General features: G+C 63.1%; 12 protein-coding genes. All 12 read left to right on the top strand.

Going from position 1 to position 12,886, the window contains the following annotated elements; all coding sequences use genetic code 11:
• Positions 1–132 precede the first annotated feature (132 nt).
• The 12 genes from EJ066_RS19095 to purF all read left to right on the top strand — a co-directional run bounded on the left by EJ066_RS19095 (position 133) and on the right by purF (position 12,729).
• Positions 133–2,058 (top strand): LTA synthase family protein, encoded by a 1,926-nt coding sequence (locus EJ066_RS19095; protein ID WP_126040611.1) that lies wholly within the window; start codon positions 133–135, stop codon positions 2,056–2,058.
• A gap of 307 nt (positions 2,059–2,365) precedes the next feature.
• Positions 2,366–2,860: a 30S ribosomal protein S6 gene (gene rpsF, locus EJ066_RS19090; RefSeq protein ID WP_126040609.1), complete on the top strand. Its 495-nt coding sequence runs from the start codon at positions 2,366–2,368 to the stop codon at positions 2,858–2,860.
• Positions 2,860–3,108 carry a 30S ribosomal protein S18 gene (rpsR, locus tag EJ066_RS19085; RefSeq protein WP_006203718.1) on the top strand — a complete coding sequence of 83 codons (249 nt, stop codon included), beginning with the start codon at positions 2,860–2,862 and terminating at the stop codon, positions 3,106–3,108. The genes rpsF and rpsR overlap by 1 nt, the downstream gene beginning before the upstream one ends.
• A 202-nt stretch (positions 3,109–3,310) precedes the next feature.
• On the top strand, positions 3,311–3,895 hold the full coding sequence (rplI, locus tag EJ066_RS19080; protein ID WP_126040607.1) for a 50S ribosomal protein L9: 585 nt from the start codon (positions 3,311–3,313) through the stop codon (positions 3,893–3,895).
• 176 nt (positions 3,896–4,071) lie between these two features.
• A complete protein-coding gene (locus tag EJ066_RS19075; RefSeq protein ID WP_126040605.1) occupies positions 4,072–5,361 on the top strand; it encodes a cyclopropane-fatty-acyl-phospholipid synthase family protein in 1,290 nt (429 codons plus the stop codon).
• Positions 5,362–5,445: 84 nt separating this feature from the next.
• Positions 5,446–5,769 carry a YnfA family protein gene (locus tag EJ066_RS19070; protein WP_126040603.1) on the top strand — a complete coding sequence of 108 codons (324 nt, stop codon included), beginning with the start codon at positions 5,446–5,448 and terminating at the stop codon, positions 5,767–5,769.
• A gap of 2 nt (positions 5,770–5,771) precedes the next feature.
• Positions 5,772–6,734, top strand: a complete 963-nt coding sequence (locus EJ066_RS19065; RefSeq protein WP_126040601.1) for a small ribosomal subunit Rsm22 family protein — start codon at positions 5,772–5,774, stop codon at positions 6,732–6,734.
• A 249-nt stretch (positions 6,735–6,983) separates the two neighbouring features.
• Positions 6,984–8,474, top strand: a complete 1,491-nt coding sequence (locus EJ066_RS19060) for a replicative DNA helicase (RefSeq protein WP_126040599.1) — start codon at positions 6,984–6,986, stop codon at positions 8,472–8,474.
• A gap of 2 nt (positions 8,475–8,476) precedes the next feature.
• Positions 8,477–8,989, top strand: a complete 513-nt coding sequence (locus tag EJ066_RS19055; protein WP_126040597.1) for a hypothetical protein — start codon at positions 8,477–8,479, stop codon at positions 8,987–8,989.
• 80 nt (positions 8,990–9,069) lie between these two features.
• Positions 9,070–10,473 (top strand): DNA repair protein RadA, encoded by a 1,404-nt coding sequence (radA, locus tag EJ066_RS19050; RefSeq protein WP_126040594.1) that lies wholly within the window; start codon positions 9,070–9,072, stop codon positions 10,471–10,473.
• A 48-nt stretch (positions 10,474–10,521) separates the two neighbouring features.
• On the top strand, positions 10,522–11,181 hold the full coding sequence (locus EJ066_RS19045; protein ID WP_126040592.1) for a CvpA family protein: 660 nt from the start codon (positions 10,522–10,524) through the stop codon (positions 11,179–11,181).
• A gap of 78 nt (positions 11,182–11,259) precedes the next feature.
• Positions 11,260–12,729, top strand: coding sequence for an amidophosphoribosyltransferase (purF, locus tag EJ066_RS19040; protein ID WP_126040590.1), 1,470 nt, complete (start codon positions 11,260–11,262; stop codon positions 12,727–12,729).
• Positions 12,730–12,886: the final 157 nt, after the last annotated feature.

Raw genomic sequence — 12,886 nt, 5'->3', positions numbered from 1 at the left:
CGATCACTCCTGATGAAAATCGCTCACGATTCGTTTGCTGGCTCTTCTTATTTTAGCCACAGGCGCTAGCTTTTCGTGACAGATCGATGACAGTTCAATGACGCTTTTGTGTACGGTCGGGGGAATTGTAAGGTGACAAGAACTAGGAAAGGCGCAGGCAAGCCCGCGCCACAGTTTCTGGAAGGCGATCCGGCCACCGGCTATCTGCCGGGCCGGAAATGGCCTGTAATCCGTTATGGCCTTGTCAGCCTGCTTGCTGCCGCCATCCTGGTGTTTGCAATCGAACTGATCGTACGCGGCGACTTTGCCGGCACCGTCACCTTCTTCCTGCAGCCGTTCAAGCCGGGCTGGACCACCATCATCATCTTCGCGCTGATCCTCATCGGCCTCGATGCCGTGCTGGGCCGCAGTCACCAGAGCCTCGTGATCGTCGCGCCGCTGACGCTGGCGCTGGCCTTTGTCGGCCATCAGAAATCGCTTTATCTTGGCGATCCGCTCTATCCGACCGATTTCTTGTATTCACGCCAGATCGTGGCGCTAATGCCGCTTCTGGTGCGCGATCGCCCGGGAACCGCCCTCGCCATAGCGGTCGGTGTCGTCGGCGGGCTGTCGCTGCTCGTCTATGGCTGGCGCCAGTGGCGCCGCCGGGTGCCGGCACTCAGCCACAAGGGCCGCCTTGCCCGGCTGACATTGACCGTGCCGTTGCTCGCCTTCTTCGTCTCGATCATGGATTACGCGACCTTCTCATGGACCCGCGACCGGTTGCAGATCATCCCGATCATGTGGGACCAGAAGGAAAACTACGCCTCCAACGGCTTCGCGCTCGCCTTCGCGCTCAACGTGCCGATGGCCCATGTCTCGGCGCCTGCCGGCTATTCCGACAAGTCGATCGCGGCGATCGACAGGCCTGATGTGACGGCCTCGGTACCGGCGGAGAAGCCCGACATCATCATCGTCATGAGCGAATCCTTCTGGGATCCGACCGAACTGCCCGGCGTCGCCATCACGCCCGACCCGATTCCCAATGTGCGAGCGCTGCGTTCGGGCTACATGTTCTCGCCCGAATTCGGCGGCATGACCGCCAATGTCGAATTCGAGGCGCTGACGGGCTTTTCCAACGCCTTCCTGCCGGCCGGCAGCATCCCCTACCAGCAATATGTCCGCGCGCCGGTGCCGTCGATGGCGACGTTCCTGAAGAGCCAGGGCTATGAGACGCGCGCCATCCATCCGGGCACGAACTGGTTCTGGAACCGCACGCCGGTCTATAAGGATTTCGGCTTCGACGACTTCAAGTCGGAAGAAAACATGCCATACCTCGAAAAGCGCGGACCGCTGGCCTCGGATGCGGCGATGACCGACGAGATCATCCGCGAAGCCGACGCCACTGACGATCCGTTCTTCTTCTTCGCGGTCAGCCTGCAGAACCACGGACCCTATGAGCCGTATCGCTACTACAATCCGACCCACAAGGTGCAGGCGTCGACCAGCCAGTGGGCGAAGGACTCGCTGCTGAGCTTCTCAGAGGGGGCGTCCGACGCCGACAAGGGCCTCGGGCGCCTTGTCGAATGGGCGAAGAACCGCAAACGGCCGACGGTCATCGCCTTCTTCGGCGACCATCTGCCACCGCTCGGTCCGGTCTATGTCGAGACCGGCTTCCTCAAGGACAATGTCGCGCCGCGCAAGGAGCCGGCTGACCAGATGCTGCTGCATCATCAGACGCCGCTGATCGTATGGTCGAACCGCACCGGCCCGACCGAGGACATGGGTGCGGTGAGCCCGGCCTTCCTGCCCTACCATATTCTGACCACGGCCGGGATCAGCCACCCCTATTACACCGGCTTTCTCGGCCAAATGCGCGAGCGCTACCGCGTTGTCGACCGCAATTTATTGCTGACGCCGACGGGTGAGGACACGCCCGACTGGGCGCGGCAGAAGAAAATCGATCCGGCCATCCGCGATTTCCGTCTGTTGCAGTACGACATGATGTTCGGCAAGCGCCGTGCAGCGCCCGATTTCTTCCCGGAAACGGTCAACAAGCTCGTCCCCCATACAAGCTGACCCTACCGTGGCGCGACATGTCGTCCTTGCAGCGGCGGGTTTTCCGCTTGCGCTTGCCTTGCGGCCAAATTGCTGTATAGACGCCCGCAATCTGCCGGTCCTTGCTGGGGGCTGAACGGAGGGCCGAAGGTTTTTTCGAAAACCTTCGTGTGGGGCCAGAAGCGCTTCCGCCTCCCGTGTCTCCGCTCTCGACCGTCTCGTCATGCTCCTTTCTTCCCCGCCCCCTTCGGGACTAGCGGGTCAGAGAAGTTGCAGAGGCTTTTGCCGCCGGGAACCGGGAGAGAAACGAAGAAAGGCAAAGAACAATATGGCTCTTTACGAACATGTGTTTCTTGCCCGGCAGGACCTCTCGCAGCAGCAGGTCGATGCGCTTGTCGAACAGTACAAGGGTGTCATCTCCGCCAATGGCGGGTCCGTCGGCCGGGTCGAGAACTGGGGACTGAAGTCCCTCACCTACCGGGTCAACAAGAACCGGAAGGCATACTACACGCTGATGGACATCACCTGCCCGCCGGCCGCGCTCAACGAGATGGAGCGCCAGATGGGCCTGTCCGAGGACGTGCTGCGTTTCCTCACCATCAAGGTCGATGCACATGAGGAAGGCCCGTCGGCGATGATGCAGAAGCGCGAAGAGCGCTCGGAACGCGGCGGCTTCGGCGACCGCGACCGTGGCCCGCGCTCGTTCGGCGACCGCGACCGCGGCGACCGTGGCGATCGTCCGCCGCGCAGCTTCGGTGGCGACGCCGGTGCAGACCGTGGTCCGCGCCGTCCGCGCGAAGGCGTTGAAGGGAGTGCAGAATAATGGTCGACATCAACCAGATCCCGACCCGGCGCCCGTTCCACCGCCGCCGCAAGACCTGCCCGTTCTCCGGCGCCAACGCGCCCAAGATCGACTACAAGGACGTACGTCTTCTGCAGCGCTACATTTCCGAACGCGGCAAGATCGTGCCGTCGCGCATCACCGCCGTCAGCCAGAAGAAGCAGCGCGAGCTCGCCAAGGCGATCAAGCGCGCCCGCTTCCTCGGCCTGCTGCCCTACGTGGTTCGCTAATATCTTTAGCGGGCGGTTCGCCGCCTGCTTCTCTCCCTACGGCGACGGGCGCCGCAGGGTTCTTATCAAATCCCGGGTTGGATTTCGAAAGAAATCCTAACTGCTGACAGGCAGGACAGCGACACCAACGCCACGGCGCTCAAGCTTCCTGACCTGTTCCAAAGAATTCGGCGTTTGCGCCTAACCTTAAAGGAACAAAACCATGGAAGTCATTCTTCTCGAACGCGTTTCCCGCCTCGGCCAGATGGGCGATACCGTCAAGGTCAGGGACGGATTCGCCCGCAACTTCCTGCTGCCGCAGGGCAAGGCGCTGCGCGCCAACGAAGCCAACAAGAAGAAGTTCGAAGGCCAGCGCGCCCAGCTCGAAGCCCGCAACCTCGAGCGCAAGTCCGAGGCCATGCAGATTTCGGAAAAACTCGACGGCAAGAGCTTCATCGCCGTGCGTTCGGCCGGCGAAACCGGCCAACTCTACGGCTCGGTGTCGACCCGCGACATCGCAGAGCTGCTGACGGCGGAAGGTTTTTCGGTCAACCGCAACCAGATCCTGCTCAACCAGCCGATCAAGACCATCGGCCTTACCAATGTGGCGATCGCGCTGCATCCGGAAGTCGAGGTCACCATCACGCTCAACATCGCCCGTACGGCCGACGAAGCCGAGCGCCAGGCCCAGGGCGAGACGCTGACCACCGCCGAAGCCATCTATGGCGAAGACATCAACGACAATGCGCGCCCGGAGAACTTCTTCGACCCCAATGCCGAGTTCGAGGGCGGCGAGGACAACGCCTGACTGTATACGACCGGGCGTCAGAACGGCGCTCCGGTCACTTAGTCGGCTTCCAGTTATTTCTGGACCAATGCCCGGGCCCCTCGCCCGGGCATTTTTGTGCCAAAAGGAACTTTTCGAAACCCTATATGTTGATGCAGAGTAGGACAGCGTGTCTGACCGAGAGGGGACATTTGGTCATGAATATTCTGTTGAAGCGCATTCTCGACCGCCTGGTACGCACCGGCAACCTCAAGGTAACCGGACCGAAGGGGCTAACAGTGGTTTTCGGCGACGGCAGCGGCGAGCCGGTGCACATGCACATCAAGACCGCGCATGCCGAGCGCGCCATCACCTTCGATCCCATGCTGGCGGTGCCGGAAGCCTATATGGACGGCGAACTCGATATACTCGAGGGCGGCGTGCTGGGGGTGATGCGCATCGCCTTCCAGAACATGGGCAGCGGCGGGATCGACGCCACCTGGTCGAAGGCGATCGAGGGTCTGCGCCACGCATTCCGCCGCCTGCAGCAGATCAACACGGCGGCGCGCGCGCGCCGCAACGTGCAGCGCCACTATGATCTGTCGGGCGACCTCTACCGGCTCTTCCTCGACGAGGACATGCAGTATTCCTGCGCCTATTTCGAGCAGCCGGACATGACGCTCGATGAGGCGCAGGCCGCCAAGAAGCGTCACATCGCCGCCAAGCTCAGGCTGAAGGCCGGCCAGACGGTGCTCGACATCGGCTCCGGCTGGGGCGGGCTCGGCCTCTATCTCGCCAAGTCCTTCGACGTGGACGTGCAAGGCGTGACGTTGTCGACCGAGCAGCATGGCGTCGCCACCGACCGCGCCCATGCGCAAGGTCTGGAAAACCGCGTGCATTTCGAATTGAGGGATTACCGCGAGCTCAACGAGCGCTTCGACCGCATCGTCTCGGTCGGCATGTTCGAGCATGTCGGCGTCAACCACTTCCGCACCTTCTTCGACAAGTCGGCGACGCTCTTGAAGCCGGACGGCGTCATGCTGCTGCACACGATCGGTCGCTCCGGCATGCCGTGGGCAACCAGCGCCTTCATTCGCAAATACATCTTCCCGGGCGGCTATATCCCCTCGCTCTCGGAAGTCATGCCGGCGATCGAAAAGTCTGGCCTCATCGTTACCGACATCGAGATCCTGCGGCTGCATTATGCCGACACGCTGAGGCACTGGGGCGAGCGCTTCGCCGCCAACCGCGACAAGGCCAAGGCGATCTATGACGAGCGCTTCTGCCGCATGTGGGAGTTCTATCTGGCAGCATCGGAAGCAGCTTTCCGCTGGCAGGATCTGGTGATCTTCCAGATCCAGATCGCCAAGAAGAACGACACGCTGCCGATGACGCGCGACTATACCGCCAAATGCGAGAAGGCGCTCGAAATGCACGACATGGGGCATCGCCCAAAAGCCCCTGCCGCCAAGCCCGCGCGGCGGCGCAAGGTGGCGGATCCGGAATAGACTGCCGGCCGCCACGTCATTGCCGCTTGCCATTGCCTGCCTGCACGCTGAAAAAGGTCTCGCCGTACCGCGAGACCTTTCTTCATGACCTATCTCATCTACATCGTCGCTGCCCTTGCCGAGATCGCCGGCTGCTTTTCGATCTGGGCATGGTGGCGACTGGAAAAGTCGCCGCTGTGGCTGGCGCCGGGCCTGACCTCGCTCGCCCTGTTCGGCTTCCTGCTGGCGCTGGTCGATATCAATGCGGCGGGCCGCGCGTATGCCGCCTATGGCGGCATTTACATCGGCGTCTCGCTCGGATGGCTGTGGCTGGTGGAAGGCGTGCGCCCCGACCGCTGGGACCTTGCCGGCGCCGCGCTCTGCATCGTTGGCGCCTCGGTCATCCTGCTCGTGCCTAGGGGAGCGTGAGCATGGAACTGCCTGTCCCGCTTCGACAGGGTGTCGAGCGTCTCCTCGAAAAAGTGCCGCTGCCGATGCTGAAGCAAGCAGCAAGAACGCTGTCGGACCGCTACCGCGCCGAGTTGCGCGACGGCCGCATGCATATGGCCGAGGAGATGGCGGTCAAGGCCTATCTGGCGACGCGGCTGCCGGCGACCTATGCCGCCGTCCGTGCCAGCCTCGATGCGGTCAGCGAGGCACGGCCCGGCTACGCGCCGAAAACCCTGCTCGATGTCGGCGCCGGCCCTGGTACCGTGCTTTGGGCCGCGCTCGATCTCTGGCCCGACCTCGAGCAGGCGGTGTTGCTCGAAGCGAGTGCAGCGGTGCGCAGGGTCGGCGAGGCTCTTGCCACTGAGGCGATGATAGCCAGGATCGCCTGGCTGACCGGCGATGTCACCATCGATCTTGCCGATCTCAAACCGGCCGAGCTGGTCACCTGCGCCTATGTGCTGGACGAGATCGCGCCGGCGTCGCTGCCAAAGCTCATCGACCGGCTCTGGCAGTTCACCGACGACACGCTGCTGGTCGTCGAACCGGGCACACCGGCCGGATGGCAGCGCATCCTTGCCGTGCGCCGGCACCTGATCGACGCGGGCGCGGATGTACTTGCCCCTTGCCCGCATAAGGCACCCTGCCCACTCGCAGCGCCCGACTGGTGTCATTTTTCGCGCCGTGTCGCACGCTCGCGCCTGCACCGGCTGGCCAAGGACGCCGACGTGCCATGGGAGGACGAGAAATTCATCTATGTCGCCGCCTCGCGGCAAGCTGCCTCGTCGCGCGCCGCGCGGGTGATCGCGCCGCCGAAATCCGGTTCAGGCAAGGTTCTGCTCAAGCTTTGCCAAAAGGACGGCAGCGCTGGCGAAAAACTGTTCACCAAGCGCGATGGCGATGCGTTCAGGCTGGCACGACGGCTCGACTGGGGCGACACAATCTAATCTCGCATCGATTCCTGGTGCAGCTTCCTCCTCTTCGATTTTGTTCTTGATTTGTTCGATGCATCGCGTAGAATCGCGACCTTGCTGAGTCAACTGGAATCGGGGCACGGGAATTCTGTCCTGTGGACGGTTTGCCGTTCCTGTGAACAGCGGGCATCAACGCTGTTTGGGCGCGAGTGATGCATATAAGTCAGCACCGGCCTTTTCTCGTTCTGTTATCGAGAAGCCGGGATCGAAATCGGGGATATCATGGCAGAGGCAGCGCGAAAATTCGGCGTGGCGGAGCAACCGCTTTATCGCGAGGCGCCGAACAACATCGAGGCTGAGCAGGCGCTGCTTGGCGCCATTCTAGTCAACAACGATGCCTTCTACCGCGTCTCGGACTTCCTCAAGTCAGGCCATTTCTACGAGCCGCTGCATAGAAAAATCTATGAGGTCTCGGCCGAGCTTATTCGCATGGGCAAGATTGCGACGCCGATCACGCTGAAGACCTTCCTGCCGGCCGACGAGAAGGTCGGCGACATGACGGTTGCGCAATATATCGTGCGATTGGCTGTCGAGGCGGTCACCGTCGTCAACGCCGCCGACTATGGCCGCGCCATCTACGATCTCGCCACGCGGCGCGCGCTGATCACCGTCGGCGAAGACATGGTCAATATCGCCTACGATGCGCCGGTCGACATGTCGCCGTCCGAGCAGATCGAGGATGCCGAACGGCGCCTGTTCGAGCTGGCCGAGACCGGCCGCTACGATGGCGGCTTCGAAAGCTTCACCGATGCGGTCAAGACAGCCGTCGACATGGCCAATGCCGCCTATATGCGCGACGGGCATTTGTCGGGCGTCGCCACCGGCCTGCGCGATCTCGACCGCCGCATGGGCGGCCTGCAGCCGTCCGACCTGATCATCATCGCCGGCCGCCCCGGCATGGGCAAGACGTCGCTCGCCACCAACATGGCCTTCAACATCGCCGAGGCCTATGTGCCGGCGCAGCAGGCCGACGGCTCGTTCAAGGCCGCCAATGGCGGCGTCGTCGGCTTCTTCTCGCTCGAAATGTCGTCGGAGCAGCTCGCCACCCGCATCATTTCCGAGCAGACCGAAATTCCGTCGTCAAAAATCCGCCGCGGCGAGATCAGCGAGATGGATTTCGAAAAGCTGGTCGCCTGCTCGCAGACCATGCAGAAGATCCCGCTTTTCATCGACCAGACCGGCGGCATCTCGATCGCGCAGCTCTCGGCGCGCGCGCGGCGACTGAAGCGGCAGCGCGGCCTCGACGTCATCGTCATCGACTATATCCAGCTGATGCAGGGGTCGAGCGCCAAGGCCTCGCAAAACCGCGTGCAGGAGATCACCGAGATCACCACCGGCCTGAAGGCACTGGCCAAGGAGCTTGCCGTGCCGATCATCGCGCTGTCGCAGCTGTCGCGTCAGGTCGAAAGCCGCGACGACAAGCGCCCGCAGCTCTCGGATCTGCGCGAATCGGGCTCGATCGAGCAGGACGCCGACGTGGTGATGTTCGTCTACCGTGAGGAGTATTATCTGAAGAACCGCGAGCCGAAGCCCGGCACCGACGAATATATCAAATGGGAGAACGAGATGAACGAGATGCGCGGCAAGGCCGAGGTCATCGTCGCCAAGCAGCGGCATGGGCCGACCGGCTCGGTCAGCCTCGCCTTCCAGGGCGAGTTCACCCGCTTCTCCGACCTCGCCGAGGAGCACCACCTGCCGGATCGGTTTGAGTAGGCATGGGCGAGCGTTTCAGGCTTTCTCTTTCTTTGACTCTCGCGCTGTTCGGCGCGGCTCTTCTGCCCGGGGTCGCTTCCGCGTGCTCCATGCCTGCGGGCTGGACGCCACAGCGGGCGTTTGCGGAGGCTGCCCTGGTGTTCCACGGCCTGGTCACAGCCACCGAACTTAGCTCGACAGAGGTTGAAGGTCTCCCAGCCGATGTAGGGGATGGCCGGATACTGGTTAACGTACACTACGAGACGATTGAGGTGTTCAAGGGCAGCCCGGAAGCGGATGGTGCGATTTCTACGACCACACTGATTATGGGAGGATGCGGCGTACCCGTTCTGGCCGGGCAGCATTTCCTGTTTTATGTCAACGGGATTGATGAGACGACACGGAAAGACATGCCTGAACTTGCCGGCCAGACACAAGGCATGATCTCCATTTACGACACACAGATGCTGCCACCCGATCCCAAGATGCTCGATGAGGCGCTTGCCGACGTTCGCGCCCTCGCCAAGAAGCACTGAATTGCATCCACGCTCCCCAAACCACGCTCGGAAACGCGAACAATCGCGGTCGGCCTCCGTTCAAAACTGGGCACGGTTCCATGGCTAAGTCGCGCATCCAGTTCATCTGCCAGAATTGCGGATCGGTGCATCAGCGCTGGGCCGGCAAATGCGATGCCTGCGGCGAGTGGAATACGCTGGTCGAGGAAGGCACGGCAGGCGGCATCGGCTCGGGCCCTGCCAACACCCGCAATGCTCGGAAGGGCCGTGCCGTGGTGCTGACCAGCCTGTCGGGTGACATCGAGGACGCGCCGCGCATCGTTTCCGGCATCGGCGAGCTTGACCGCGCCACCGGCGGCGGCTTCGTGCGAGGCTCGGCGCTGCTGGTCGGCGGCGATCCCGGCATCGGCAAGTCGACGCTATTGACCCAGGCCGCCGCCGCGCTCGCGGCAAAAGGCCACCGCATCGTCTATGTCTCCGGCGAGGAGGCCGTTGCCCAGATCCGGCTGCGCGCTCAACGGCTCGGCGTTGCCTCGACCCCGGTCGAACTGGCCGCCGAGACCAATGTCGAGGACATCCTCGCCACCATCGCCGACGGTAGGCGGCCAGACCTGGTGATTCTGGATTCGATCCAGACCTTGTGGACCGACATGGCCGATTCGGCTCCCGGCACCGTGACCCAGGTGCGCGCCGCCGCCCAGGCGATGATCCGCTATGCGAAATCCACAGGGGCGGCCATCGTGCTGGTCGGCCACGTCACCAAGGAAGGCCAGATCGCCGGGCCGCGCGTCGTCGAGCATATGGTCGACGCCGTGCTTTATTTCGAGGGCGAAGGCGGCCACCATTACCGCATCCTGCGCACGGTCAAGAACCGCTTCGGGCCGACCGACGAGATCGGCGTCTTCGAAATGTCTGATATGGGCCTGCGCGAGGTCGCCAATCCGTCCGAGCTTTTTCTCGGCGAACGCCATGCGAAATCGCCGGGCGCTGCGGTTTTCGCCGGCATGGAAGGCACCCGACCGGTGCTGGTCGAGATCCAGGCGCTGGTGGCGCCGTCGTCGCTGGGCACGCCCCGCCGCGCCGTGGTCGGCTGGGACGGCGCCCGGCTGTCGATGATCCTCGCCGTCCTTGAAGCCCATTGCGGGGTCCGCTTCGGCACCCACGACGTCTATCTCAATGTTGCCGGCGGCTACCGCATTTCGGAGCCGGCCGCCGATCTGGCGGTGGCGGCCGCGCTGGTTTCCTCGCTCACCGGTCTTGCCCTTCCGGCCGATTGCGTCTATTTCGGCGAAATCAGCCTTTCGGGCGCCGTTAGGCCGGTTGCGCATGCGCAGCAGCGCCTGAAGGAAGCCGAAAAGCTGGGTTTCGGAAGCGCGGTGCTGCCCTTGGGCAGCGAGGAACTTGCCGGGGGGATAGGGGCCGGCGCTTTCCAGCCCACCGAGCTTGCCGATCTCGTGGCGCGCATAGCCGGCTCACGGCGCAGCCGTGCCGACGAGCAAGAGTGACGCGGCTCGCCCGAGTCGTGAAAAAGAGATCGGAGTGGGGCAAAAGACATGCCGATTACGCTGCTTGACGGAATACTCGTCGGCTTCACCTTGGTCTCGGCGATGCTCGCCATGGTTCGCGGCTTTTCGCGCGAGGTCCTCTCCATCATCTCCTGGATAGCGGCGGCGGCGGCGGCGTTCTTCTTCTACAAACCGGTCCTGCCTTATGTTCAGCCCTATGTCGACAATGAGAAGGTTGCCATGGTGGCGGCCGCCGGCATCGTCTTCATCATCGCGCTGATCGTCGTTTCCGTCATCACCATGAAGCTCGCCGACTGGATCATCGATTCCAGGATCGGCGCGCTCGATCGCACGCTCGGTTTCCTCTATGGCGCGGCCCGCGGCATCCTGGTCGTCGCGGTGGCCTTGCTGTTCTTCAACTGGCTGGCCGGCCCCAAGGCTCCCGGCTGGGTCGCCAACGCCAAGTCGCGGCCGCTGCTCGAATCGATCGGCGCAAAGCTCGAAAGCCTGCTGCCCGAGGATCCGGAAAACGCGATCCTCAACAGGCTCAACCCGAATCAGCCGGCACCCGAGACCGGCGCCGAGACACCTCCGGCCGCGGACACACCGGCAGCCGGCGACGACGCCGGGGCTCCGGCGCCCGACGACAGCGAGACCGAGGCGCCGCCGGCCGAGAATGCACCGGCCAATCCGGCGCCGGCAAACTGACGATCGTGTGAACGCCGCAAACTCTACGTTGCTCTCGAGCAGTCATCACACTATATAGCGACTTTAGCGGAGCTGAAGATGGCAGACGCAGACGACGTGCTTTCCGCCGAGGCCGACGATCATTTCCATGACGAATGCGGTGTGTTCGGTATTTTTGGCCGGCAGGACGCCGCAGCGATCGTCACGCTTGGCCTGCATGCATTGCAGCATCGCGGCCAGGAAGCGGCCGGCATTGTTTCTTACGACGGCACCCAGTTCCATGTCGAACATCATGTCGGCCTGATCGGCGACACGTTCACCAAGCAACGCGTCATCGACAGCCTGCAAGGCAACCGCGCGATCGGCCACACGCGCTACGCCACCACAGGCGGCGCCGGCCAGCGCAATATCCAGCCGTTCTTCGCCGAGCTCGCCGAAGGCGGTTTCGCCGTCGCCCACAACGGCAACCTCACCAACGCCATGACCGTGCAGCGCGCGCTGCAGAAACAAGGCGCGATCTTCTCGTCGACCTCCGACACCGAGACGATCCTGCATCTGGTCGCCACCAGCAGGGAGCGCGATCTCAACTCGCGCTTCATCGATGCGGTGCGCCAGGTCGAGGGTGCCTTCTCGCTGGTGGCGATGACGGCAAAGAAGATGATCGGCTGCCGCGATCCACTCGGCATCCGCCCGCTGGTGCTTGGCGATCTCGACGGCGCCTGGATCCTGGCTTCCGAAACCTGTGCGCTCGACATCATCGGCGCGCGCTTCGTGCGCGACCTGAAGCCGGGCGAGATGGTCGTCGTCACCACCAAGGGCATCGAGAGCCTGTTTCCCTTCGAGCCGCAGAAAACTCGCTTCTGCATCTTCGAATATGTTTATTTCGCGCGTCCGGATTCCTCGGTCGAAGGCCGCAATGTCTACGAGGTGCGCAAGCGCATCGGCGCCGAGCTGGCGCTCGAAAGCCCGGTCGAGGCCGATATCGTCGTGCCGGTGCCGGATAGCGGCACACCGGCGGCGATCGGCTTTTCGCAAGCCGCGGGCATCCCGTTCGAGCTCGGCATCATCCGCAATCACTATGTCGGCCGCACCTTCATCCAGCCCGGCGATTCGATCCGCCACATGGGTGTCAAGCTCAAGCACAACGCCAACCGCCGCATGATCGAGGGCAAGCGCGTGGTGCTGGTCGACGATTCGATCGTGCGCGGCACCACCAGCCAGAAGATCGTGCAGATGGTGCGCGATGCCGGCGCCAGGGAAGTGCACATGCGCATCGCCTCGCCGCCGACGCGAGCTTCCTGCTTCTACGGCGTCGACACGCCGGAGAAGTCGAAGCTGCTCGCGTCGCGCATGTCGGTGGAAGAGATGGCCGAGTTCATCCGCGTCGATTCGCTCGGTTTCCTCAGTATCGACGGGCTCTACCGCGCCGTCGGCGAGGCCGGCCGCGACAATGAGCAGCCGCAATTCTGCGACGCCTGCTTCACCGGGCAATATCCGACCCGGCTTGCCGATTTCGAAGGGTCGGACAATGTGCGAACCCTGTCGTTACTGGCAGCGGGCGGTTCTTAGGATCACACCGCAACAGTGATTTTCGAAGGTTCACAAAATCCATCGCGATTTGGCCTTCCGACGTGGCATCGCTTTGCGCCGTCGGTGATTGGCGAAACCGGCAGGACATCCGATCTCCCCCCTTGCGGGGGAGATGCCCGGCAGGGCAGAGGGGGGT

This window comes from Mesorhizobium sp. M9A.F.Ca.ET.002.03.1.2, from assembly GCF_003952365.1.
Lineage (GTDB): Bacteria > Pseudomonadota > Alphaproteobacteria > Rhizobiales > Rhizobiaceae > Mesorhizobium.
Note: the sequence above shows the minus strand (reverse complement) of the source record. Positions and strands in the feature narration are given on the sequence as shown.

Excerpts from the sequence above, each read along its gene's own strand:
- rpsF (WP_126040609.1), top strand. The coding sequence starts at position 2,366 with ATGGCTCTTTACGAACATGTGTTTCTTGCCCGGCAGGACCTCTCGCAG.
- rpsR (WP_006203718.1), top strand. The coding sequence starts at position 2,860 with ATGGTCGACATCAACCAGATCCCGACCCGGCGCCCGTTCCACCGCCGC.
- rplI (WP_126040607.1), top strand. The coding sequence starts at position 3,311 with ATGGAAGTCATTCTTCTCGAACGCGTTTCCCGCCTCGGCCAGATGGGC.
- EJ066_RS19075 (WP_126040605.1), top strand. The coding sequence starts at position 4,072 with ATGAATATTCTGTTGAAGCGCATTCTCGACCGCCTGGTACGCACCGGC.
- EJ066_RS19070 (WP_126040603.1), top strand. The coding sequence starts at position 5,446 with ATGACCTATCTCATCTACATCGTCGCTGCCCTTGCCGAGATCGCCGGC.
- EJ066_RS19065 (WP_126040601.1), top strand. The coding sequence starts at position 5,772 with ATGGAACTGCCTGTCCCGCTTCGACAGGGTGTCGAGCGTCTCCTCGAA.
- EJ066_RS19060 (WP_126040599.1), top strand. The coding sequence starts at position 6,984 with ATGGCAGAGGCAGCGCGAAAATTCGGCGTGGCGGAGCAACCGCTTTAT.
- EJ066_RS19055 (WP_126040597.1), top strand. The coding sequence starts at position 8,477 with ATGGGCGAGCGTTTCAGGCTTTCTCTTTCTTTGACTCTCGCGCTGTTC.
- radA (WP_126040594.1), top strand. The coding sequence starts at position 9,070 with ATGGCTAAGTCGCGCATCCAGTTCATCTGCCAGAATTGCGGATCGGTG.
- EJ066_RS19045 (WP_126040592.1), top strand. The coding sequence starts at position 10,522 with ATGCCGATTACGCTGCTTGACGGAATACTCGTCGGCTTCACCTTGGTC.
- purF (WP_126040590.1), top strand. The coding sequence starts at position 11,260 with ATGGCAGACGCAGACGACGTGCTTTCCGCCGAGGCCGACGATCATTTC.